Raw genomic sequence first — 21,434 nt, forward strand, 5'->3', positions numbered from 1 at the left:
CATGCGCATTGGTACGGCAGGATGGAGCATCCCGAAGGAGTGTGCTTCGGCGTTCCCGGATGACGGATCCCATCTCGAGCGCTATTCCGCGATCTTTAATGCTGTCGAAATCAACTCATCCTTTTATCGTCCCCATCGCTCCAGCACCTATGAGCGCTGGGCGTCGGCGGTACCGGAGGAATTTCGCTTCGCCGTAAAGATCCCGAAGGTGATTACGCACGAGCGTCGATTGAAAGACACGGACGATCTCCTCATCCGGTTCCTGAACGACGTCACATGTTTGGGTGCCAAGCTCGGTCCACTGCTCCTGCAGCTGCCGCCGAGCCTGACTTTCGATCCCGAGATCGCAAGCAAGTTTCTTAAAACGCTACGCAAACATGCGCTCGTGTCGATCATATGCGAGCCGCGTCATGCTTCGTGGTTCACATCCGACGTCGACCGGCTGCTTGATGATTTGCAGATAGCCCGGGTCGCAGCGGACCCACCACCGATCCCGGCCGCCGGCAAACCAGGCGGCTGGACGGGTCTGCACTATTACCGCCTGCACGGATCGCCACGGATCTACTATTCGGCTTACAGCCAGGAGAGCCTTGCTACGATAGCCGAGGAACTCGCCAGCTCGACAGCCAGACAAATCGAGACCTGGTGCATTTTCGACAACACGGCTGCCTTCGCGGCTACAGGCAATGCCCTAACCACCAGAAGTTTGCTTCAGGTTCCAACTTGAGCCCATTCCTCGCTGGCAATGGAACTGCATAGGCCCCTCCCCGTTTGAATTTGGGTCATGGCCAAGTCGCGTCCATCAGCCCGCCGCAACGCCCCTTCCTCACAGGTTCGCCTGCCTCGAAAGATTCCCGTCGAACTGGCTGTTCTCGAGAAGCGTGCTCCTGAAGGGGACCAATGGTTCCACGAAGCCAAGTTCGATGGATATCGCATGCTTGCCCGGATCGAAGAGGGTAAGTCTTCTCTCGTGACGCGAACCGATCAAGTTTGGACCGATCGCTTCCCGGAGATCGCGGAAACCTTCGCAGGCTTTGCTCCTGACGGAACCGTCTTTGACGGCGAGATCTGCAAGCTGACCGACAAAGGCCTTAGCTCCTTTGCCGCCCTGCAGCAGGCTTTGTCGAATGAGGATACGAAAGATCTCGTCTATTATGCCTTCGATCTTCTCTTTCACGAGGGCGCCGATCTGCGTCAGCGCCCGCTCGAGGAGCGCAAACGCATGCTTGCCGAAGTCCTCGCAAGCGCTCCGCCGACCATCATCCTTAGTCAACACCAGATCGGCAACGGGCCAGCGATTTATGCCCGAGCCTGCTCGCTCCATATGGAAGGGATCGTTTCGAAGCACCGGGCATCGACCTACTCTGGAACCCGCAGTCCGTATTGGCTGAAAACAAAGTGCCTGAACACTGAAGAATTTGTCATCATAGGGTACACCGATCCCCAACGGTCCCGTATCGGGTTCGGAGCTCTTCTGGTGGGGTACTACGCTCCGTCCGGTGAGCTCGTATATGCAGGAAAGGTCGGAACCGGATTTACCGCAGACCTCCTCCTGTCCATGCACGAATCGCTCAAGGCTATCGAGCGGCAGGCTCCGACAGCTATACTTCCAAAAGGAACTTACATGCGCTCGCCCGTGCACTGGGTCGAGCCGTGGCTGGTGGCTCAGGTGGAATTCACGGAATGGACGCGAGACAATATCCTGCGCCATCCCAGTTTCCTCGGACTGAGAGAAGACAAACCCCCGACAGAGATCATCATCGAACGACCAAAGGCCTAGCGCTGAAAACTTCGGCCTGTCGATTTCGCTCGAATTGCTCTGCCTCGGCCAATCCTCACCCACGGCCAACCGGTCGTCAGCTTCTCTACAACGTCCGAAGCACCTGCCATCGCCAGGAATGTCGGCAGCCAGTCATAGTGCTGCACGATTCCGTTTGCCACACAGTCTGCCTCGATCCTGCTCGGCCAGCGCACTAGCATCGGTATGCGAAAAGCACCTTGCCAGTTGGTATTCTTCTCGCTACGGGACGGTATCGTGCCGCGGCCCGGCCAAGTGTTCCGATGCGATCCATTTTGTTGGTCGAATCCATGACGAAGGTATCGTCGGCGACGCCGATCTCTCAAGGTCGTTCAGGACGCTTGAGTGTCCATTCGCGATAAACCTCGTACCGTCGTCGACCTTGCCCTTCAACGGCCTGGTCATGGACGTCGCTATTCTAGCTCGAGCAGAGGTCATTCGGCCGGAGCGGCGGGTGCGATGCCGGTCACCTGCGCCGAGGGCTCCTCGCTGAGCCAACGGTAGAGAATGCCGCCGATAACTCCGCCGATCAGGGGAGCGACCCAGAACATCCAGAGCTGAGCCAGGGCCCATCCGCCGGCGAACAATGCCGGACCTGTGCTGCGGGCCGGGTTCACGGAGGTGTTGGTGATCGGGATGCCAACGAGGTGGATCAGTGTGAGGCCAAGGCCAATGGCGATGGGGGCGAAGCCGACGGGCGCCTTGCCGTGGGTCGCGCCCATGATGATGAACAGAAACATCATGGTCAGAACCACCTCGGCGATGAAGCCCGAGATCATGCTGTACTGGCCCGGTGAATGGGCGCCGTATCCGTTGGCGGCAAAGCCCTTGGCGAGGTCGAAGGTGGGAGATCCCGTGGCGATGGTATAGAGGGCAGCCGCTGCAATGATTGCACCGACGACCTGCGACACGACGTAGGGTAGGATATCCTGCTTCGGGAAGCGCCCGCCGGCTGCAAGCCCCACCGTCACGGCGGGGTTGAGATGGCAGCCCGAGATGTGACCGATGGCATAGGCCATGGTGAGTACCGATAGGCCGAAGGCAAGGGAGACGCCGAGCAATCCAATGCCGACCTCGGGAAAGGCGGCGGCGATCACAGCACTCCCGCAGCCGGCGAAGGTGAGCCAGAAGGTGCCGATTCCCTCGGCAACGCACCTATGAATATTCTGACTATTGTGCAGGTCCATGGGATCCTCCCCTGCGTCAGTGCCGGACCTTGAGGATTGCGGCCTTCGCAAGCCCGAATGGCTCTGGTTGTTCAGCCTTGAGGAAGCTTAGACTTGCCACGACAAACGGAAATCGGGTGAAGACCTGAGAAGTCTTCAGGAAAACCCTGATAAGGCGAGCTGCGCTGCGGCCAGGAAAGTCGAGGCACGCTCATGCGGTAAGTCGGGGATCTTAGGCAAATCCTCGATAGGAATCCTGGGGCCGGTAGGTTTAAATGGAAGGTGGAGAAGGTGGATGGCCATGAATGCTCGGCGCCCACATGTTCAATGGCTTCCAGCATTTGCTCGATGGGCCCTGCTGGCGCTTGTCATCGGATTTTACCCTGCCCCCGGTTCTGCCCAACCGGTCCCGGCGCAGGGCAGCCCGCCACCGCAAGTCCAGGAATTCGTCAAGCTCCTCGACGACCCCGCCATACGCTCCTGGCTGGAGCAGGTCCGGACCACGCCTCAGGGACCCACACCATCCGGAAGGATGGCCGACAGCGCCGAGATGGCGTCGCGGCTGTCGGAAGTACGAGCACACTTGGCGGCGGTCGCAGCGGCGCTGCCCCGTTTCCCGGGAGAACTGCGCCGTGCTTCAGGTCTCCTGCTGCAGGAACTGAACGACAGAGGCCTGTTCGCGGTTGTGGCCCTGATCGGCGTCTTCGTCGCCCTCGGTTACGGTTCCGAGCGCTTGTTCTGGCGGGCTACGATGCGCACGCGGATCTGGATCGGCCACCATCCCATGGCCACCGTGGCCGACCGCTTGCGCATGATCGGCATGCGACTTGGCTTCGGCTTGGCCCTCGTGGCGATCTTCGGCATCGGCAGCATCGGAGCCTTTCTCTTGTTCGACTGGCCGCCGCTGCTGCGGCAGGTGGTGATCGCTTATCTGGTTGCGGTAGTGCTCTTCCGCCTGGCTCTTGCTCTCGGCCGGATCCTGGTGGTGCCCGACGGCACCGGGCAACTGGGTGACCCGGAGAGGTTCCGGATCGTGCCGATGCCAACTGAACACGCCCTCTTCTGGCACCGCCGACTAGGTTTGTTCATAGGGTACTGGGCATTCGGGCGCGCCACCGTGGACCTTCTTGGCGTGTTCGGCTTCGGGCCGGACCTGCAGGAGGCGGCCGCCTATGTCCTCGGCCTGGGGCTGCTGGGCATTGGCCTGGAAGCGGTCTGGCGACGACCTCGCCCTGTCGGAGTGACGCTGCACCATGGCCGGGGCGCCACCGGATTCAGTATCCTCCTGACTGCCTATGGGGTGCTGCTCTGGCTGCTTTGGGTCGCCGGGCTCGGGCGCCTGTTCTGGCTCGGGGTGGTCGCCATGGTGCTTCCGAAGGCGATTGCGGTAGGCCAGCGGGCGGTGGCGCATCTACTCCGCCCCACGGTCGAGGAAGAAGCCCCTCGGAGAGGTGTCCTGGAGGTCATCGTTGAGCGGGGGCTGCGCACTCTCCTGATCGTGACTGCGGCCCTATTACTGGCGGACGTCTGGGGTATCGACCTCATCGAGATGACGTCGCGGGACACACTGGCGACCCGTCTGGTTCGTGGCGCGCTGACAAGCGTGGTGGTTCTGCTGCTGGCCGACTTCCTCTGGCAGGTGAGCAAGGCGGCCGTAGACGGCAAGTTGGCCGACACGACCGTTGCCTCTGAGCCGGACACGGTCGAAGCGGTTCGGCAAGCGCGGCTTCGGACGTTACTACCGATCTTCCGTAATATCCTGTTCGTGATCATTGCCGTGCTGGCGGGGCTCACAGCCCTGTCGGCACTCGGTGTCGAGATCGGTCCATTGATTGCAGGAGCGGGCGTGTTTGGCGTGGCGGTCGGCTTCGGCGCCCAGACCTTGGTCAAGGATGTGATCAGCGGGATCTTCTACCTCCTCGACGATGCCTTCCGGGTCGGCGAGTATATCCAGAGCGGATCCTACAAGGGTACGGTCGAGTCCTTCTCCTTGCGCTCGGTGAAGCTGAGACATCATCGCGGACCCGTCTATACGGTGCCGTTCGGCCAGCTCGGGGCGGTGCAAAATATGAGCCGCGACTGGGTCATCGACAAATTCCAGATCAACGTCACCTACGGTACGGACTTGGAAAAGGCGCGCAAACTGATCAAGAAGATCGGTCAGGATTTAGCTGAGGATCACGAGTTCGTCCGGCACATCATCGAACCGCTCAAGATGCAAGGCGTGGAGCAATTCGGGGACTATGCCGTTCAGATCCGATGCAAGATGACGACAAAGCCGGGCGAGCAGTTTGTGATCCGGCGCAAAGCGCTTGCGCGCATTAAGCAGGCGTTCGACGAGAACGGCATCCAATTCGCCACGCCGACAGTGCAGGTATCGGCTGGGGAGGAGAGCGGTCCAGCGGCCGCCCAGCACGTCATTGGACGTATCAGCTCCGAGAAACCTGCAGCAGAGTAGAGCTTTCGACGCAAAGACTATCCGCGTAAGCGCATTAATACGGAACCATTGCGCAAGGTCTCGCCAGAGAGATGTTGCGCGGTTTCCTGACGATGTGAAAAGCTCAGGGGCAAGCAGCCCGCGTCGAGCCTCGCCGCAACGCTTCCCCCGTGATGCTCGGCCGCGCGGAGCTGGAAACTATTCTTCCGGGCAGAGCGTTGGATGATCTTAGATGTTCTATGATCCAACACGACGTTTCATCAGGCCGTCCGATGCCGAAAGATCTTGAGCGCACCTCACCGACGGCTATGCAGGAACGAACGAGTTTCGTCCGCGTCCGCGGGGCTCGCGAGCACAATCTCAAGAATATCGATATCGAGATCCCTCGCGATGCTCTCGTTGTTTTCACAGGGGTTTCCGGCTCCGGAAAGTCTTCGCTGGCCTTCGGAACCCTTTATGCCGAGGCGCAGCGGCGATATCTCGAGTCGGTATCGCCTTATGCCAGACGGCTGTTCCATCAGATGCCGGTCCCCGATGTGGACGATGTCGATGGTCTGCCGCCCGCCGTCGCGCTTCAGCAGCAGCGCGGCTCACCGACCACACGCTCCTCCGTCGGCAGCGTCACGACCTTGTCCAACCTGCTGCGCATGCTTTACTCCCGGGCCGGCGACTATCCGCGCGGCCAAGCCATCCTCTATGCCGAGTCGTTCTCGCCCAATACGCCTGAGGGGGCCTGTCCCCGGTGCCATGGCCTTGGTCGGGTCTACGAGGTCACCGAGCGATCGATGGTGCCTGACGATACGCTGACCATTCGCGAGCGGGCGATCGCCGCCTGGCCGACTGCCTGGCATGGCCAGAACCTGCGCGACATCGCCACCACGCTCGGCTTCGACGTCGACCTACCCTGGCGGGAGCTGCCCAAGAAAGATCGGAACTGGCTTCTATTCACCGACGAGCAGCCCACCGTTCCGGTCTATCCTGGATATACGCAGCAGGAGGTTCAGCGCGCTCTCAAACGCAAGGAGGAGCCAGCTTATCAGGGAACGTTTACAAGCGCCAAACGCCATGTTCTGCACACGTTCGCCACCACGCAGAGCCCGATGATGAAGCGGCGCGCAGCGCAGTACATGGTGAGCACCGAGTGCCCGCTCTGCCACGGCAAGCGCCTCAGGCCCGAATCTCTGTCCGTCAAGTTTGCGGGGCTGGACATCGCCGACCTCTCCAATCTGCCACTCGTCCGTCTTGCCGATATCTTCCGCCCCTATGCGGACGGGACGGCCCCTCGGCTGACCAAGATCGAGGCGGAGCATCCGGAAAAGGCGGTGGTCACTCAGCGCATCGCGGAAGATCTCGTTGCTCGGCTCAGGGTCATGCTCGATCTCGGGCTTGGCTATCTCGCCATCGACCGCAGCACCCCGACGCTGTCGCCCGGCGAGCTCCAGCGGCTGCGGCTGGCCACGCAGGTGCGCTCCAATCTCTTCGGTGTGGTCTATGTGCTCGATGAGCCATCGGCTGGGCTTCATCCGGCAGATACGGAGGCGCTCCTGAATGCGCTCGGGCAACTGAAAGCGTCCGGGAATTCGCAGTTCGTGGTCGAGCACAATCTCGATGTCATCCGTCATGCCGATTGGATCGTCGATGTTGGCCCCGGCGCGGGAGAGCACGGTGGCCATGTGATCTACAGTGGCCCACCGGAGGGGCTTAGCCAGGTTGAGGCGTCGCAGACCCGGCGCTTCCTATTCGGTGAACGCTCTCTCCCGCCTCGGGACGTGCGCCCGCCAAAAGGCTGGCTGCGCCTCGCCGAGGTGACCCGCAACAACCTGCACGAGCTCGACGTCGCATTTCCCTTGGGCGTGCTCACGACCGTGACGGGCGTATCCGGCTCCGGCAAGTCGAGCCTGGTCAGCCAAGCCCTGGTCGAACTGGTGGCGGAGCATCTGGGCCACGATATCCTTGAGCCCGAAGAAGAGAGCGAGGAACTGGAGCAGGCAGCGGCAATAGCCAGCGAAGGCCGGATCGTCGGTGGCATGGAAGGGATCAAGCGCCTAGTGCGGGTCGATCAGAAGCCCATCGGGCGTACGCCGCGTTCGAACCTTGCAACCTATACCGGTCTTTTCGATCACGTTCGCAAGCTGTTTGCCGCGACTAAGCAGGCTCGCGCCCGCCGCTACGACGCGGGACGCTTCTCCTTTAACGTCGCGAAGGGCCGCTGTCCGCATTGCGAGGGCGAAGGCTTCGTGATGGTCGAGCTGCTGTTCCTGCCGAGCGTCTACGCTCCATGCCCGACCTGCCACGGGGCCCGGTACAATGCCGACACGCTTAAGATCAAATACCGGGACAAATCCATTGCCGACGTGCTCGGAATGACCGTCGATGCAGCATGGGAGTTTTTCGCGGACGAGCCGCCTTTACATCGCTCCCTCACGATCGTGCGCGAGGTGGGTCTCGGCTACCTCCGGCTTGGCCAACCCGCGACCGAGTTATCCGGAGGGGAAGCACAACGGATCAAGCTTGCGAGCGAGCTTCAAAGGATCCAACGCGGCGATACCCTCTACGTCCTCGACGAGCCGACCACCGGACTACATCCCGCCGATATTGAAAGGCTCGTGGCCCAGCTCGATGGGCTGGTCGAAGCTGGCAACACCGTTATCGTGGTCGAGCACGACATGCGCGTTGCCGCGAGAAGCGACTGGGTCATGGATCTAGGCCCGGATGCCGGCGACGAAGGCGGGCGGGTGATTGCCTCAGGTCCGCCGGTCGAGGTGGCCAGGGCGTCCGGCAGCCGTACGGCACCTTATCTGTCGCAAGTTCTTGCTTGATTCACCTCAATCCACCGGACGCCTTTAGAGCAACTTTCGGTAGAGTATGGTGCGGTTGACGGCAGCTCATGCAGTCTGCGTCGCCTTCGGGTTCCGAAGGTCCCACGACGATCAGTCCTGCAAATCCTGCCGGCACGCGCCACGGCACGCTGGCGAGGCGGCGGTAAGGATCCAAGTTTCTCTAGAGCCCGGTCGAGACATGTCCGACCCGATAGACCTGCGTGCCCGCGGCTGGGTCTATTACAGGCGGCGCGCTCCAAAGTCTGCAGCGGACACGAGACCAGGTTGTCGGCTCAAAGCCTGTGACGGAAGCGAGGGCAGCGCCGTTAAGCTCATGCTGGGCCACGTTGCTTTCGGATTTCTGGGTTCCGTCCAGCGCTTCATGGGAGCCTATCGGCATGATCTCGCGTGTCGCAAACTTTGCCGCCTTCACATCCGGCCCGATGGCGGCGCTCCATACGATCCAAGTATTGACGCTTGGCCGGCCGAAGTCCCGGATGATGGCTTGAAAGCCCGGACCGCACAGAAAGCTGCTCGCGCCCTCTGCCCCCTCCCAGAGGTAAAAAGGAGCATAAAGATTGTCGCGACTGCCCAGATCGCCCTTGGCCGCTCTAAGGTAGGCCTTGAACAGCAAGTTGGGATAGCCGTCGAGCAATGGTCCTTTGTCGCGAATGCGTCGATCGATGATCGACATATCATAGTCGGCGGGCAGAGTGAGGCTGTATTGCATCGCCATCATGACTGCGGCTCCACAGGTTCGAACCAATCCACGGAGCGTCCTTTCTCGGCTGCCTGGATACTGATGTAGCTGAAGGGTTTGTCGGGACTGGCACCATGCCAATGACGCTCGCCTGCTGCGAACCAGACCGAGTCCCCTTCACTGACGGACAGGATCGGACCGTCCTGCCGTTGGACAAGACCACAACCGGAAAGAACGTAAAGCAATTGGCCGCGTGGATGCGCATGCCAGTGGGTCTTGGTCCCCGGCTCGAGCATGGCGCGAATTGCGGTGTTTTCGCCATCGCGGCTGCTCTCCAGCAGCATCTCGACCTGGAAGGGCGCAGAGGAGATGCCGTCCGGCGAGGAAACGACCTGTTCTCCGGCACGCCGGACTCTCATCTGTCGGGGAGCGGCACCGGTCACGGCTGGCCTCCCGGAGAAAGCATGGGCGGTGTATTTTCCATTATCGATACCTCACCGTGGCCGAACGACCACTCGTCGGAATGGGTTGTTGTGATGATGATCATGACGTCTTCCGGGCGAATTCCAGGAGATCTCCCGAGGAGCTCGACCACACGCCGGTAGAATGCCTTCTTGACCTCGGTACCTCGCAACTTTCCAGCCGTGACCGCGATCACTACGAAATCATCCGAGCGAGGCCCTCCGAGATAGGCCCGGTCGAAGATGAGTTCACCTGGATCGTGCTGATGAATGGCCTGGAATCGATCATCCGCCGGCACATCGAAGGTCTCGGTCAGAGCACGGTGTACGTTCTCGGATAGTGCTTCCAAGTAGTCGTGCGGCTTGCCGCGCAAAAGCGAGATGCGAACAAATGGCATCGACATTATCCTGGTTGCTCAGCCATGGGTGGCCTTGACAGCAGGACAGTGGCACGCAACGATCATCCTGAAAATCAGAAATATATAAACTGATTATCCTGATATTTAGGACGATAAGCGTGCGCAGGACGATCTTCGATCTGGATGTGCTCCAGAGCTTTGTTACGGGCATCGAACTCGGCAGCTTTGCCAAAGCGGCTGAACGGTTGGGTCGTTCGACATCCGCCGTGAGCACGCATCTCCAGAAATTGGAGGACCAGGCCGGAATGCCGCTTCTGCGAAAGGCAGGGCGGGGATTGGTGTTGACTGACGCCGGCGAGACGATGCTCGCATATGCACGCCGGTTGCTGGACCTCAACGACGAAGCTGCCGTCGCGGTGCACGGCATTGAACTTGAGGGCTGGGTTCGCCTCGGTCTGCAGGAGGATTTCGGTGAGACGCTGCTACCAGAAGTGCTCGGGCGGTTCGCTCGTGCGCATCCGAAAGTCCGCATCGAGGCTCACGTCGTCCGGAATGCCGAGCTGATGGAACGGGTGGTCTCGGGTCGCCTCGACCTCGCCTTGGCCTGGAGCGATGGAACCAGGACCCCTCACTGCGAAGTCATCGCGGAAGTCCCCATGTGTTGGATCGGTGCCGCAGGCGAGCCCCATCTGCCGAACGGCGTCGATAACGATCCCATGCCGCTCGCTTCATTGGAGGCGCCGTGCTTGATGCGGAAAGTTGCCACGGAAGCCCTTGACCGTGCAGGGGTTTCCTGGCGACAGGCCTTCGTCAGTTCCAGCCTTTCGGGGCTGTGGGCGGCGACGGCTGCGGGCCTCGGCATCACGGTTCGCACTCCCATTGGTCTCTCTGCACGTGTCCGGCCACTCGCGTCGACCTCTCTCGGTCTGCCGGAGTTGCCGGCGCTTGAACTGGTCCTGCATCGCAGTGATGGGGAGCTTGGCCCCGCAGCAAGCCGTCTGGCAGAGATCGTGCTCCAGGCGGCTCGTGAGGAAATTCCAAGATCATCAGTTTAGTGGGAGCGGAAGCGGCGTCGTCACGTCGCCCGCAGCCGCTTGAACCGACTGTTGACGATGACCTCAAGGGTCCACGGCTGGCTTGCGACCACGGCATTCCCTTGCTCGACGTCATCAGGGCTATGCGCCTGCGCGCATGAGAAGGGCGATCAGGCTGCGCTGATGCCCGATAGGAAGGCTGCAACCTCCCGGCTCAGACCTTCCGAATGGCGAGCCATCTCCCGGGCCGCGTCGAATACCTGCGAAGCGGCGGTCCCGGTCTCTCCCGCACCCTCGCGGACGTCGGTGATCCCTCCGGTCACTGCCTCGGTGCCGCGAGCGGCCTCCTGCACGTTGCGGGCGATCTCGCCTGTCGCCGCCCCCTGCTCCTCCATGGCGGCCGAAATAGTGACCGAGATCTGCGCCATCTCCGCAATGGTGCGGGTGACCTCGTGGATGGCCCGGACGGCCTCCGCGGTCGCCTGTTGAACGGAACCGATCTGATCCGAGATTTCTTCAGTGGCCTTCGACGTCTGGTTGGCCAGCTCCTTGACCTCGCTTGCCACAACGGCAAAGCCGCGCCCGGCCTCACCGGCCCGAGCCGCCTCGATGGTCGCATTGAGCGCCAGGAGGTTGGTTTGGCCAGCTATCGTGCTGATCAAGGATACCACACTGCCGATCCGATCCGCCGTCTCCGAAAGCGTCCGCATGATGGCATTGGTTCGCTCGGCGTCGAGGACTGCTCGCCCGGCTATATGGGACGACTGGCTGACCTGCGTCGCGATCTCGCGAGTCGAGGTCGCCATCTCCTCGGTTGCAGCCGCCACGGCTCGGACGTTGGCGGAGGTCTGCTCCGCCGCAGAGGCGACGTGGACCGACTGCCCGGTCGTCCTATCGGCAACCTCCGTCATCGACATGGCCGTGGCCTCCATCTCGGTCGCGGCCGTCGCCAGGAACCGGATCAGCCTGCCGACCTTGCTCTCGAAGTCGTGCGCGAGTTCCGTCATCATCCGCTTCTTCTCGGCTTCCGCGCTGTCCTTCTGCGCCGCGGCATCCCGCTCCAGACGCTCCCGCTCGACGGCGTTCTGCTTGAAGACCTCAACGGCGCGCGCCATAGCGCCAATCTCATCGCTCCGGCCGGTATTATCGATGCGTGCGTCCAGACGGCCGGACGCAAGGTGTCCCATGACTTCAGTCAATGAGGTCACAGGCCGGGCTATCCTGTGGATTGCGATCCAGAGCCCGAACGCGGCGATCGCAAGGCTGAGGACGAGAACGGAGGCCGCCCAGGCAATCTCCCGCGTGGTCGCATCGTAGGCCGCGCTCACCGCTTGGCCCGCTGCCGAACCCAGCTCCCTCTTGAGAACGCGGATCGTATCAATGGCGCCCGTCGCCTTGCTGACCCACTCGTCCGCGCTCATCGGGTAGACGCCGCTCTCGGCACCCTTCAGGACATCTTCGCGGGTCACCTGGAAGGACCGGAAGTAGGTCTCGCTGACCACCTTGATCGCATTGAAAAGCGCGGGCGAAAGATCAACTCGCTGAGAGAGCGGTTCGATCCCCGCCCAGTCGGCCTCGACCCGCCCCCGCTGGCGCGATATCGCCTGCAGGGAATCGGCCCCGGCCGGTCTGCCGGACCCGATCCATCCGGCCAGTGCGGCCCGGTCGCGGCCTGCATACTCCGCCATGTCGCCTGCGAGCGCCCGGACCTGGACCAGCTTACCGACCGTTGCATCCCGAGACGGAGACAGTGTTTCGAGCGAGGTGCCGACCGATCGCACGGCGTCGATGAGCGTGGTGATCGCCGGAACGAAGTCCTGCGCCGCTCCCTCAGGACGATCAAGCATCCTCTGCGACACAGCCTGATTCACGCTTCCTCTGAATGACTTGAAGTCGCCATACTGCCGCTCGGCCCGCGCCAGCGTCTCCCGTGTCTCTGGCTGGACCGGGAAGGTGGCGAATCCGCCAATTGAATCCCGGAAGGCCTGGTCCGCCTTCGCACGTTGAGCGTCGATTGCCTGTTGCTGAACGGTACTGATCGGCTGGGGCGAGCCGAGCGCGTTGACAGTGAGGGCGCGCTCGACCGCGAGTTCTCCGGCCGTTTCCAGCAGACGCTCCTCGGCTTCGTTGATCTTGAAGAAAATTGCCGCGTCTTGGCGTCTCTGCCAGGCGTCGTGCGTTCTCATCCCAGCAACGGTCACGGAAAGTGCCGCCACCGACGCGAGGATCGTCGGCAGCAAGGTACGGATCTTCAAGAGGGCCCCCATCGTTCTCACAAAACGTTGGGCTACCGTTGCCGTGCTGACGCGCGTCCTCTTTGTCGTAGAGCAACCTCCAGTGAGAACGCCGTCACTCATCTCCAATATGGTTAAGGAAAGCTGTGACTACCGCCAGACTGGCGAGTAGTTCGGCGAGAGCGCTACGGGCAATCGCAGCACCGGCCGGGCTTGCTGCGCAGGGCTGAATTGCTCCGGACCTTTCGCCTGCAATTCGCAATTACGGGAATCTCTGCTTTGCCGCCCTGAACGTCAAATTTGAGCGTTCAGGGGCCATTACGCGGCGCAGCATCCCATCACGCCCTTTCCGCGAAGCCCCTACGGCGTGACAAGCTCAACATGCGGTGCGCTGTGGAGCTTGCGATAAAGCCCGAGGAATCGGCCCAAGAACAGACCTGCAGCCCCACCCGAACACCCTACACTGAGGAGCATGAACCACATTGCGTCTCGCGCCGCGGGATCAAGGGCAGCAGCAGCTTTCACCGCATATTGGACCCCAAACATCATCAGGATGACAATCAAGGTCATCGGACCACCCGGCAGCTCGATCAGCTTCCGTTCCCGGTCCACGCGGATGGGTGCTGCCGCGATGCGCAGATAGCCTGCCACCGTGCCAAGAGCGAAGCTCACCATCCACAAGACCAGACTGGTCGGACTGCTGCCGAAAGCGGTGGAGGTGCCCCAGATCCCCCATATGACGAAGATGGCCGGGATCACCGCAAGCTTGGGCAATGAGGTGACGCTTGTGCGCAGCGCTTTGAGACCTCGATAGATCAGATAGGCCAGGAGGGCCCAGACCCAAACCGGAGTCCCCTTGAGGACGGCGAGAACAAACGGCACAGTCGGCATGGTGCCCCCGAGAACGGCAGTTCCTGTCGAGCGTAAATATTGTGCCTCGCGTTCGCAATGGGCTTCCAGGTGGCCAGGGCGTAGATCATTCAAGCCAACCTGCTCACATTCGGCGATTGTCCTTGGCCAAGATGGTCTTACGGATGATCTCGGGACTTGGCCTGGTTTTCGATGAAAAACGCACGACCCGGTAGCCGCAAGATGCGAGAATCTGATCACGCTTGGCGTCCTTACGGACATCATGGGTGCGGTCATCAAGTTCTACAATGGCAACGACCTCGAGGTCCTGAACGATGACCCAATCGACCCGAGCGTTCGAAATTGCCCGAAACCCGCGCCAGAAGGTCCTGGAGCCCTCTTTGGCGTCTGGCCGGATGAGCGACAGGATCGGCACCTGAGGCCAAATCTGACAACCTGGGAATGCCGCCAGCAGCCGTCCGTAAAACTCGCGTTCGTTCGGCGTCATGACGGATTGCGGCCTGTATCGCGGCTTCCGGGTCAGGATGGCCAGTGCCAGGAGGCCAAGCACCAGTCCGAGGACGAGCGTAAAAGCCGGCCACGAGCCGAAACGGACAATTGATGAAGGGTCGTGCAAGCTCAAATTCGTGTCTTTGCGTTAGTCGACTTGGGATCGCGAAGCAAAAAAAGATATCGCGAAAACTGTGAATCGAAGGTTCGTTCGGCTTCGAGCAAGAAACCCTCTGCGGCGTCGTTTCATATTCTGCCGTTGTGCGATTTCGCTAGAGCGCTGGATCCATGATGATGGTTCGCTCGTGCTCGCAATTGCTCTAGACGCTCCACGGAAAGCCCGCAATTCCACCGCACCTGTTCGGCGAACACCACAATCCGACCAGCTTGTTGCATCCGGCGGCTAATCCGTATACGTCGGCATTGTCTTCATTGAAGGCCGTAAGCGTCTTACGTCAGGCAACGCATCACCCGGTCCTCGGCCGGGCAGCCGGTGTATCCGGCAGATGCCGTCAAAGCCGATGACCTTTTCTGAAGAACGCATATGCGACCTCATCCTTCTATCATCACCCCTCGCCGCCTCCCGGCTCGCTGCGCCGGGATTGTGACTCCGTTCGTGCTCTCTCTCCTGATGACCTTTGTGGTCTCGGCAGTTTCAACAGCGCGTGGCGTTGGATTCACACCCGGTTTTCTAAGTCTATGGATCTCCGCTTGGGGGTTGTCCTGGCTGATCGCTTTCCCGACTCTGTTGATGATGCTGCCGATCGTTCGGCGCATCACGGCGCTTATCGTCGAGCCCCCTACTCGTTAAGCCAGGAGGCGGCCTAAGGGCCGCCTCAGCCAGACACTTGGGCAATGGACGCCCTTCCAAGTTAGGAACTCTCTGTTTTCGAATGCGCCCGCTTAGAGCGCGAGCGCACATAGCCGATGATTGTAAAGGTCAGCCACGCGGCCTGAGTAATGAATGACGGCAGATTGAAGTCAAAGATCAGTGAATACAGAATGGCGATGGCGCCAACTCCGTTAAGCAGCGCATAACGATCATCCTCGACCTTCAGCACACCGAATTGCAGCAGGCCATAGGCCGACAGATAGGCCGCAACCCCGATCAGCCCAATGAAATCGGCTGTGCTCATGAATGTCCCCGTTCGGTCCGCTGAGGACCATACTTCGTTGAGGTCCGTTCCTTAAAGGAGACTATCGAAAATACGCCGCTGTTGGCAGCGGCATGCTGAATCGACGTATGCCATAGCCCTCAAGACAGAGCCTTAAGGATCTGACGTTGAACGCAGTTCTGAACGCCCTTGGCTGGTTGCTCGAGGTCTTAGGATGGACCGGCCTCACCTCGGCATTCGGCTCGCAGATCAGAAAGCTGTAGAGCCGACGCCCGCCCTCCACGGCTCAGCCTTGGTGCTGCGCGTACCGGTCCACGGCTGCCGGATCCCAGCGAAGGCGGCGAGCGTCCGCTCTTCGGACAAGGCGAACCAGGTCGGTGTCTGCTTCGGCCTGGTGTCTTCGTACTCACAGAAGCTTGTGAGCGGCAGCGGGACTGCGGCTTGAGCCAAGTCGGCCAAGGCTCCCGCGGTCAATGCACCTTCCCGCCATAGTGAGACGATGCACGATGAGACTTTCCTTGGAAGTGCGTGCGATCACCCGTGAGCAGCTCGGCCATGTCATCAATACGGCTGATGAGATCATTGGCCGTGAGCTTGTCAGGCGTGCCAAGTGGGAAGGGAGCAACACTCAGCTTCCGCCTTGCCACCTCGAGAGCCTTGAGGATCTCGGGTCCTTCGATCTTCCGGAAAAGCGCGACAGAAAGGCTCTTACGCAGGCGGCTCATGCTGCTCTCCAAAAATAGAACATAATGAGAACATTTGACGCAAGGAGAGTCAAGATGCCACCCGACTTACTGCTCGCCCTATCTACAGGCCACAATCCGTAGCTTGTTGACCCGCCCACGTTGCCAGTGTGAAGGGCTGCATGGGCGGGCTCTATCATCGTCATTCTAAAGAGGCGGAGGTATCCGCCACCATTCTTCTATGCGCGACGACGGCGGGCGCTCGATGCCGATGTCACGCAACAGATGGTCGTTGAGACGTGCCAGCGATTCTGCTTGTGACTGCAGCATCCGCGCAGCAAGCCATCGGTGGGCACGCTCTATCCATGAACCCGCCTCCGCCAAAAGCGGCCGATGATATTCGCCTAACCGAGCGATTTTAGAGAAAGGTGCGATTGTCTTCATATGTGCTCTCCATGCAAAAGCCGAGGAGAGCAGAAGCACAGGACCCTACCCGCCTCGGGAGGGTCCGCTGAATGATCACATGCGCATCAGCGCAGCACTAATCCAGCGCGCCCTCTCGGGAGCACGTACAGATTGGAACCGCGCATGGTTGAACATGTGATCATGGTGAAAGGGTAGCTTGAGTTCGGCAGGAAGAAAAGCCGATCGAAACTCGCAGCAGGTGAAGAGGGTACGAGTGTGACTGTTCAGCCACGGCCTCGTGCGCGGCCCGCCTGATGATCGGCGTCATCGAGATCTTCCGAAATCGGAGGCGCTCAAGCAGCGTTTGTGTCGTGCTCGTCTGGTCGGAACTCCAGAATATCGCCGGGCTGGCAGTTCAGGACCGCGCAGATCCTCTCAAGTGTGTCGAAGCGGATGCCCTTAACCTTGCCCGACTTCAGCAACGACACGTTCTGTTCGGTGATGCCGATCCGCTCAGCAAGTTCCCGCGACCGCATCTTGCGACGAGCGAGCATGACGTCGAGATTAACGATGATTGCCATGGCGACCTCAGATGAAGCTGGCGTTTTCTTCAGCCAAGCGGGTGGCTTCGCGCATGGCGTAGGTCACAGCCCACAGAACGCCCCCGATGACGATTGCCATATAGTCCTGCGCTGACAGGGTTACGGCAACAAAGCGCTGTCCGGGAGGATTGGCGAGGGAGAAGACGAGCGACAGGCCAATCACACTGAGCGGCCCCAAAAGAGCCTGCGCGAATACCGTGATTGCGAAAGCCTGAAGTCGATCGGCGCTCTTCAAGCTGAAGACCTCGCCCTGAGCGATACTGTCGAAGAGGCAGCGAACCTGCCACAGGCCGAACATAAGGACGCAGGCCGGCACTGCCATCACCAAGCCACCGAGCAATCCCGTCGTTCGACTAACGACGAGAGGCTGATCGATCTGGCCAACCCGCGCGAGCAGCAGGTCACGCGTCCACTCCGGAATGAGGATGAGCAGGACGTTCGCAAAGACGATCCCAACGAGACCCGCCATCGTAACAAGCGACATGGATCGCGAGAACTGAACCAGTCGGCCGGAGGGAAACGAAACCGGGAGAGCCATGGGTATCCTGCGAATTGACGACGATTTACTTAATGTATAACGATAAAATTTATAAGTCAAACGTTGGAGTCGAGATGGCTGTCTTCCGTCTTACACCTCTCATAGTGGTCCCCATCATGGTTGCCTGCAGTCATGTTCCCTTGGGGTCGATGCTGTCTCTCTCTCTCGAATTAACTTCGCGACGACGGATCCGAGCGCGCTGCGTGCGGCCGTCCTCATGCCCTCGGCCCTGCGTCCGGAACGGGTCGTGCTGCGGTTCACCGGCCGGATCAACAAGGGACGAGACCAACGGGAAGACTTCGTGCTCGCCCGTTTCGATGATTCGATGATCAGTGAGGCACTTCCGGACCCAACATCGGGCCGGTCTCTCACGGCCTATCGGCTCACCCCAAGCGATGCCGACCGCTTGGCCTCATTCCGCGCCTCCCTGTTCCGGCAGAAGGCGACGCAGGGGGGCCACGGGGAGCTGGAGATGACGATTCATCCCGAGGCTTGCCTCGTCGGCGCCGCGCCGTCAGGGCCGGTTCTGGCGACGACGTATCTCAGAACTTCGGAAACGGAAGGCTATGTGGCGCTGGTTCGGGATTTCGACCTGCGGACGGTTGATCCAGAGCGAGACCTGGTAGCAACGGCCCCCGCCTGTGTGGGAGAGACGACGAAGGGCTGACTTGGTAACCACAGCGAGAAGGGCTACGCAGCCACGCCTCGAAATTCGGTTATGAGAATTCAGCATTGACGAGCATAATTTATCGTATTACGATAAAAATATCTTGTAGAAGATAGACGGATATTTCCATGTTCAAACTTGTTTCCAGCCTGGCCTCGGCCGGGATCGCCCTCGCTTGCGCTCAAGCGAACGCCGCCGACCTGTCAGGGCGGGGCTATCCGGTGCAATACGACCCGGTGGCGCAGCCGCCCGCCTTTACTTGGCAAGGGTTCTACGCCGGCGCCCATGGGAGCTTCCTGCGAAAGCTGCATTCTGGCACTGCGGACAAGGCTATCGATCTCGTCGGCGGCATTCAGGTTGGCTACAACCACGCGGTAGTGGGAAGTACGCTGTCGGCGGTATTCGGCGCAGAGCTCGAGGGGACCTATACCGGAGGCGCGTCGGCAAAGGAGCAGACGCTCGGTTCACCCAATCAGCGTTGGCTCGCAGCCGCCAAGTTGCGCTACGGTCTCGTCTTCGACCGTGCCCTGCTCTTTGTTACGGGCGGCTTCGCAACGACCCAGCTCTCAAGTCACGGCTATGAACGCGATAGCTGGAAGCCTGGTTATCTGCTCGGCGGCGGCATCGAATATGCCCTGACAGACCACCTATCCCTTAAGGCCGAATATAATTATCTCCGTTTTGGAGATTGGAAGGGATCCGGCCTGCCGGGCTTTCTCGAAAAGGGCGACCTAACCAACCATATCGGGAAGGCGGGCCTGAATTATCGCTTCTGACGTGGTCTCTTCATGGCAGACAGGTCTGTGGATTCTAATGGCTGCCGCGACTGTCTCCGTGGAGAGTTCTATCGTTTTGATCGCATGAATCAGGACAAAGGAACGCGACCGCCATCGGATGCGGCTTGAGTAGCCCACCCTGCTTCCTCAACAAATGCTTCAGCACAATAGCCAGCGGTCTCGGCATCGAGCCGCTGGAGACTGCCGACGCAGGAGCAACCTAAGATCTGCGCCCACTGCGTGTGGAATTCAGCCCTCTTCGTTTAGAGAGTTGAGCCCGTATCTTCATTGCTTCAATCTTCCACTCAGACTGCATAAATAGCATAACCTTCGATGTCTATGAGATCGCGGTAATAGCAAGTACTTTAATTCACATCCTGATGCGAAAGTAATAAGCACAGGATCAGCACTTAGATTAGCTCAGGGGAAATAATGATATTACCCGACATCTTAGCCCCCGATATTCTATTTTCTCGCGATGTCAAACATTCGATGCTATCGGGCAGATTCTGCGTCGAAGCACAAAATACATCTTATGAAGGTGAACTAATTTTTCTTTCCTTCTACAGCGGCCTCAGCCAAAGGATCGGTTTTACACCCAAACAAGGTCTACAGCTCATTTCAGCTATATCGGAGGCCAACAGATATTGTCAGGGACAGGGCTCAACTGCTCGTCCCAGCTGGAAATCTCTAAGCATAGGACGCAAATCGATCTATCTTGCCCAGATTATTGCTTATTATATATTTCCAAACGTCATTTTTAAGAAGGAAATTCCAAGTTCTTTCGAGAATGGGCGCGTTTTCATACAAGTTGAAGAGAACTTCTTTGGAAAGATACATTTGGTGTTTGCTTTAATTACCGGAGTATCTGGCATTCCTAAGATTCATTTCCCCCCTGCGGCGATCAGTAGTTTCGTTGAAGCGCTGGAAGAAGCATTACGGCGCTGCGAGCGCAAGAATGGCCGGCAATGACCGACAACGCAGCTCATTGAATTTCGATGGCGACATCATCGATGGGACTCTGAACAGCAACATCATGCATTCCCCATGCAGCCTGTCGCGGACCTACAGTTCCTGCAAGGATGCGACAAACGTTCGTTGATCATCCACGTGCGACCCATGTCCCTGCTCCCGACAATACAGTTCGTCTCCAACCACAGCCATGTACGCGAAAAAGCGCTCGTGGAACTTCCTCCCGGATCGGCACATCTGGAAATTCTCACGCGAGAATTCTTCGGTGACAATCCATATGACGGGAAGAGGCTTTTCGGACTTCGGGCAACCCTGCCGGCTGACGACTTTGAATTCTGCGAGGCCTTATTCACGGGTGCGCAGATTAGCCAGCTTGCTGCGGCCATAACGACGTTCACCTCGATAGTCCGAGCAGAATACTCAGCAACGCAGCGAACGCTGAAGAATCCGTTTGGAGCCGGGTGGTTCGGGAAGTTTTGGAACGACGCTTTCGTCCGTTACAAAGCCGTAAAAGCGACAGTCATTCAATATACCCAAGTCGAATTTGAGTTTGGTGTCGACAATGTACGCCTCGACATCCGACACAATCAAAAATGGGACGAAGTTTTCCTCGTCCTGACGTTTGAATACGCGTCATTCAGCAGCGCAATTCGCATTCTCACTACAGAGCAAGCTGAGCGCTTCGTAACGCTTCTTCAAAAACAGCACAACTAAAGCGAGATGAAAGATGGCGAGATGAGTCGAAATACGTTCATCTTCAGAATGGGTGATGCCCAGGATTTCATCGGCGACTTGGAAATAAGGAATGAGCAAACCACCGCGACCTGCAGGCCCTTGCCACGATCACACTCATTCCGATCAAATTGGCGTCTTAGGATCCGATTTTCGGGAGAAGGCTAATGTTCGGAGACTTGCCGAAGAAAGGCTGGCGGTTGTGGATCGCATGGGCGGTGGTCGTGGGCATTGGTGTCTTCGGTGTGCTGCTGTTCCTAGCTCTTCACCGGTAGAGCAGGCCGAAGCGAAGCTCGGCCTTCCCTTGCGAATCATAGCCTCCGTGAACCGCGTACAACAGGAAGCCCTGCCCAGGTCTGAAAGTGCGTTCTGACCGCCCGGAGCGGCCGTCGATCAGCAACGAACTCGGAACTGGAGTGAAGCTGCGGGGAGATCTGCTGGGATCGTGCAAGAGACACCTTGTGTCTCGGAAAGGCGTGGATCGCCGGGTCAACGTCCTGCCTCTTCGACCGGCAGGATCTGCGTGAAGTTGTCGACCCCTCGGAATGCCCCAGGGATGAACTGCGGCGCAGTTACA

Annotated in this window: 24 protein-coding genes; 11 read left to right on the forward strand and 13 right to left on the reverse strand. The window is 59.6% G+C overall.

All coding sequences use genetic code 11. The features are described from left to right. The first annotated feature begins 1 nt into the window (after position 1). Together LJD17_RS11885 and ligD are read left to right on the forward strand one after the other, a co-directional pair. The gene (locus LJD17_RS11885; protein ID WP_227384404.1) at positions 2-727 is read left to right on the forward strand and encodes a DUF72 domain-containing protein; all 726 of its coding nucleotides are present in this window, start codon (positions 2-4) and stop codon (positions 725-727) included. Between the two features lie 57 nt (positions 728-784). Then, complete coding sequence (gene ligD, locus LJD17_RS11890; protein WP_227384405.1) at positions 785-1,780, forward strand: non-homologous end-joining DNA ligase; 996 nt, start codon at positions 785-787, stop codon at positions 1,778-1,780. Here ligD and LJD17_RS24360 read toward each other — a convergent pair. Both LJD17_RS24360 and aqpZ read right to left on the reverse strand, forming a co-directional pair. Beyond that, a complete protein-coding gene (locus LJD17_RS24360) occupies positions 1,777-1,980 on the reverse strand; it encodes a hypothetical protein (protein WP_406600797.1) in 204 nt (67 codons plus the stop codon). The two genes, ligD and LJD17_RS24360, sit on opposite strands and share 4 nt — an antisense overlap. A gap of 252 nt (positions 1,981-2,232) precedes the next feature. Next, the gene (gene aqpZ / locus LJD17_RS11900) at positions 2,233-2,985 is read right to left on the reverse strand and encodes an aquaporin Z (protein ID WP_227384407.1); all 753 of its coding nucleotides are present in this window, start codon (positions 2,983-2,985) and stop codon (positions 2,233-2,235) included. A 274-nt stretch (positions 2,986-3,259) separates the two neighbouring features. Between aqpZ and LJD17_RS11905 the strand changes: the two genes are divergently transcribed. Both LJD17_RS11905 and uvrA read left to right on the forward strand, forming a co-directional pair. After that, positions 3,260-5,422 carry a mechanosensitive ion channel family protein gene (locus tag LJD17_RS11905; protein ID WP_227384408.1) on the forward strand — a complete coding sequence of 721 codons (2,163 nt, stop codon included), beginning with the start codon at positions 3,260-3,262 and terminating at the stop codon, positions 5,420-5,422. Positions 5,423-5,673: 251 nt separating this feature from the next. Further along, positions 5,674-8,220: an excinuclease ABC subunit UvrA gene (gene uvrA / locus LJD17_RS11910; RefSeq protein ID WP_227384409.1), complete on the forward strand. Its 2,547-nt coding sequence runs from the start codon at positions 5,674-5,676 to the stop codon at positions 8,218-8,220. A 181-nt stretch (positions 8,221-8,401) separates the two neighbouring features. Here uvrA and LJD17_RS11915 read toward each other — a convergent pair whose 3' ends face one another. From LJD17_RS11915 to LJD17_RS11925, 3 genes are read right to left on the reverse strand one after another with little or no spacing between them, the layout of a single operon-like run. Further along, entirely contained in the window at positions 8,402-8,959 is a 558-nt protein-coding gene (locus tag LJD17_RS11915) for a DUF4865 family protein (RefSeq protein WP_227384410.1), read from the reverse strand. Further along, entirely contained in the window at positions 8,956-9,363 is a 408-nt protein-coding gene (locus tag LJD17_RS11920; RefSeq protein WP_227384411.1) for a cupin domain-containing protein, read from the reverse strand. The genes LJD17_RS11915 and LJD17_RS11920 overlap by 4 nt, the downstream gene beginning before the upstream one ends. Next, positions 9,360-9,779 (reverse strand): tautomerase family protein, encoded by a 420-nt coding sequence (locus LJD17_RS11925; protein WP_227384412.1) that lies wholly within the window; start codon positions 9,777-9,779, stop codon positions 9,360-9,362. The genes LJD17_RS11920 and LJD17_RS11925 overlap by 4 nt, the downstream gene beginning before the upstream one ends. A 119-nt stretch (positions 9,780-9,898) precedes the next feature. Between LJD17_RS11925 and LJD17_RS11930 the strand changes: the two genes are divergently transcribed. Continuing rightward, positions 9,899-10,795: a LysR substrate-binding domain-containing protein gene (locus LJD17_RS11930; RefSeq protein ID WP_227384413.1), complete on the forward strand. Its 897-nt coding sequence runs from the start codon at positions 9,899-9,901 to the stop codon at positions 10,793-10,795. Between the two features lie 149 nt (positions 10,796-10,944). On the opposite strand, the gene LJD17_RS11935 is transcribed toward LJD17_RS11930, so the two are convergent. The 3 genes from LJD17_RS11935 to LJD17_RS11945 all read right to left on the reverse strand — a co-directional run bounded on the left by LJD17_RS11935 (position 10,945) and on the right by LJD17_RS11945 (position 14,500). Then, positions 10,945-13,029, reverse strand: coding sequence for a methyl-accepting chemotaxis protein (locus LJD17_RS11935; protein ID WP_227384414.1), 2,085 nt, complete (start codon positions 13,027-13,029; stop codon positions 10,945-10,947). Between the two features lie 339 nt (positions 13,030-13,368). Beyond that, positions 13,369-13,899 carry a DUF6622 family protein gene (locus LJD17_RS11940; RefSeq protein ID WP_227384415.1) on the reverse strand — a complete coding sequence of 177 codons (531 nt, stop codon included), beginning with the start codon at positions 13,897-13,899 and terminating at the stop codon, positions 13,369-13,371. A gap of 103 nt (positions 13,900-14,002) precedes the next feature. Further along, positions 14,003-14,500, reverse strand: a complete 498-nt coding sequence (locus LJD17_RS11945) for a DUF2726 domain-containing protein (RefSeq protein WP_227384416.1) — start codon at positions 14,498-14,500, stop codon at positions 14,003-14,005. 429 nt (positions 14,501-14,929) lie between these two features. Here LJD17_RS11945 and LJD17_RS11950 point away from each other — a divergent pair, with 429 nt between their 5' ends. Then, a complete protein-coding gene (locus LJD17_RS11950) occupies positions 14,930-15,178 on the forward strand; it encodes a DUF2798 domain-containing protein (RefSeq protein ID WP_406600807.1) in 249 nt (82 codons plus the stop codon). A gap of 61 nt (positions 15,179-15,239) precedes the next feature. On the opposite strand, the gene LJD17_RS11955 is transcribed toward LJD17_RS11950, so the two are convergent. Next, complete coding sequence (locus LJD17_RS11955) at positions 15,240-15,503, reverse strand: CBU_0592 family membrane protein (RefSeq protein ID WP_227384418.1); 264 nt, start codon at positions 15,501-15,503, stop codon at positions 15,240-15,242. Positions 15,504-15,696: 193 nt separating this feature from the next. Here LJD17_RS11955 and LJD17_RS24255 point away from each other — a divergent pair, with 193 nt between their 5' ends. After that, on the forward strand, positions 15,697-15,927 hold the full coding sequence (locus LJD17_RS24255) for a hypothetical protein (protein WP_319799699.1): 231 nt from the start codon (positions 15,697-15,699) through the stop codon (positions 15,925-15,927). Positions 15,928-15,952: 25 nt separating this feature from the next. Here LJD17_RS24255 and LJD17_RS11965 read toward each other — a convergent pair whose 3' ends face one another. The 4 genes from LJD17_RS11965 to LJD17_RS11980 form a co-directional block, all read right to left on the reverse strand. Continuing rightward, positions 15,953-16,207, reverse strand: coding sequence for a hypothetical protein (locus LJD17_RS11965; RefSeq protein WP_227384419.1), 255 nt, complete (start codon positions 16,205-16,207; stop codon positions 15,953-15,955). A 165-nt stretch (positions 16,208-16,372) separates the two neighbouring features. Next, positions 16,373-16,609 carry a DUF1127 domain-containing protein gene (locus tag LJD17_RS11970; protein ID WP_227384420.1) on the reverse strand — a complete coding sequence of 79 codons (237 nt, stop codon included), beginning with the start codon at positions 16,607-16,609 and terminating at the stop codon, positions 16,373-16,375. A gap of 314 nt (positions 16,610-16,923) precedes the next feature. Continuing rightward, positions 16,924-17,151, reverse strand: a complete 228-nt coding sequence (locus LJD17_RS11975) for a helix-turn-helix domain-containing protein (protein ID WP_227384421.1) — start codon at positions 17,149-17,151, stop codon at positions 16,924-16,926. Between the two features lie 7 nt (positions 17,152-17,158). After that, positions 17,159-17,710, reverse strand: coding sequence for a DUF2975 domain-containing protein (locus LJD17_RS11980; RefSeq protein WP_227384422.1), 552 nt, complete (start codon positions 17,708-17,710; stop codon positions 17,159-17,161). Positions 17,711-17,927: 217 nt separating this feature from the next. Here LJD17_RS11980 and LJD17_RS11985 point away from each other — a divergent pair, with 217 nt between their 5' ends. The 4 genes from LJD17_RS11985 to LJD17_RS12000 all read left to right on the forward strand — a co-directional run bounded on the left by LJD17_RS11985 (position 17,928) and on the right by LJD17_RS12000 (position 20,839). After that, a complete protein-coding gene (locus LJD17_RS11985; RefSeq protein ID WP_227384423.1) occupies positions 17,928-18,377 on the forward strand; it encodes a hypothetical protein in 450 nt (149 codons plus the stop codon). 128 nt (positions 18,378-18,505) lie between these two features. After that, the gene (locus tag LJD17_RS11990) at positions 18,506-19,153 is read left to right on the forward strand and encodes an outer membrane protein (RefSeq protein WP_227384424.1); all 648 of its coding nucleotides are present in this window, start codon (positions 18,506-18,508) and stop codon (positions 19,151-19,153) included. 432 nt (positions 19,154-19,585) lie between these two features. After that, positions 19,586-20,125 carry a hypothetical protein gene (locus LJD17_RS11995; RefSeq protein WP_227384425.1) on the forward strand — a complete coding sequence of 180 codons (540 nt, stop codon included), beginning with the start codon at positions 19,586-19,588 and terminating at the stop codon, positions 20,123-20,125. Positions 20,126-20,272: 147 nt separating this feature from the next. Further along, positions 20,273-20,839, forward strand: a complete 567-nt coding sequence (locus LJD17_RS12000) for a hypothetical protein (RefSeq protein ID WP_227384426.1) — start codon at positions 20,273-20,275, stop codon at positions 20,837-20,839. Positions 20,840-21,434: the final 595 nt, after the last annotated feature.

Source organism: Microvirga rosea (genome assembly GCF_020595095.1).
Lineage (GTDB): Bacteria > Pseudomonadota > Alphaproteobacteria > Rhizobiales > Beijerinckiaceae > Microvirga > Microvirga rosea.

Excerpts from the sequence above, each read along its gene's own strand:
- LJD17_RS11965 (WP_227384419.1), bottom strand. The coding sequence starts at position 16,207 with ATGAGCCGCCTGCGTAAGAGCCTTTCTGTCGCGCTTTTCCGGAAGATC.
- LJD17_RS11940 (WP_227384415.1), bottom strand. The coding sequence starts at position 13,899 with ATGCCGACTGTGCCGTTTGTTCTCGCCGTCCTCAAGGGGACTCCGGTT.
- LJD17_RS11925 (WP_227384412.1), bottom strand. The coding sequence starts at position 9,779 with ATGCCATTTGTTCGCATCTCGCTTTTGCGCGGCAAGCCGCACGACTAC.
- LJD17_RS11980 (WP_227384422.1), bottom strand. The coding sequence starts at position 17,710 with ATGGCTCTCCCGGTTTCGTTTCCCTCCGGCCGACTGGTTCAGTTCTCG.
- LJD17_RS11985 (WP_227384423.1), top strand. The coding sequence starts at position 17,928 with ATGCCCTCGGCCCTGCGTCCGGAACGGGTCGTGCTGCGGTTCACCGGC.
- aqpZ (WP_227384407.1), bottom strand. The coding sequence starts at position 2,985 with ATGGACCTGCACAATAGTCAGAATATTCATAGGTGCGTTGCCGAGGGA.
- LJD17_RS12000 (WP_227384426.1), top strand. The coding sequence starts at position 20,273 with ATGTCCCTGCTCCCGACAATACAGTTCGTCTCCAACCACAGCCATGTA.
- LJD17_RS11905 (WP_227384408.1), top strand. The coding sequence starts at position 3,260 with ATGGCCATGAATGCTCGGCGCCCACATGTTCAATGGCTTCCAGCATTT.
- LJD17_RS11885 (WP_227384404.1), top strand. The coding sequence starts at position 2 with ATGCGCATTGGTACGGCAGGATGGAGCATCCCGAAGGAGTGTGCTTCG.
- LJD17_RS11955 (WP_227384418.1), bottom strand. The coding sequence starts at position 15,503 with ATGAGCACAGCCGATTTCATTGGGCTGATCGGGGTTGCGGCCTATCTG.
- ligD (WP_227384405.1), top strand. The coding sequence starts at position 785 with ATGGCCAAGTCGCGTCCATCAGCCCGCCGCAACGCCCCTTCCTCACAG.
- LJD17_RS11915 (WP_227384410.1), bottom strand. The coding sequence starts at position 8,959 with ATGATGGCGATGCAATACAGCCTCACTCTGCCCGCCGACTATGATATG.
- LJD17_RS11970 (WP_227384420.1), bottom strand. The coding sequence starts at position 16,609 with ATGAAGACAATCGCACCTTTCTCTAAAATCGCTCGGTTAGGCGAATAT.
- LJD17_RS11995 (WP_227384425.1), top strand. The coding sequence starts at position 19,586 with ATGATATTACCCGACATCTTAGCCCCCGATATTCTATTTTCTCGCGAT.
- LJD17_RS11975 (WP_227384421.1), bottom strand. The coding sequence starts at position 17,151 with ATGGCAATCATCGTTAATCTCGACGTCATGCTCGCTCGTCGCAAGATG.
- LJD17_RS24360 (WP_406600797.1), bottom strand. The coding sequence starts at position 1,980 with ATGCTAGTGCGCTGGCCGAGCAGGATCGAGGCAGACTGTGTGGCAAAC.
- LJD17_RS24255 (WP_319799699.1), top strand. The coding sequence starts at position 15,697 with ATGGACCGGCCTCACCTCGGCATTCGGCTCGCAGATCAGAAAGCTGTA.
- LJD17_RS11990 (WP_227384424.1), top strand. The coding sequence starts at position 18,506 with ATGTTCAAACTTGTTTCCAGCCTGGCCTCGGCCGGGATCGCCCTCGCT.
- uvrA (WP_227384409.1), top strand. The coding sequence starts at position 5,674 with ATGCCGAAAGATCTTGAGCGCACCTCACCGACGGCTATGCAGGAACGA.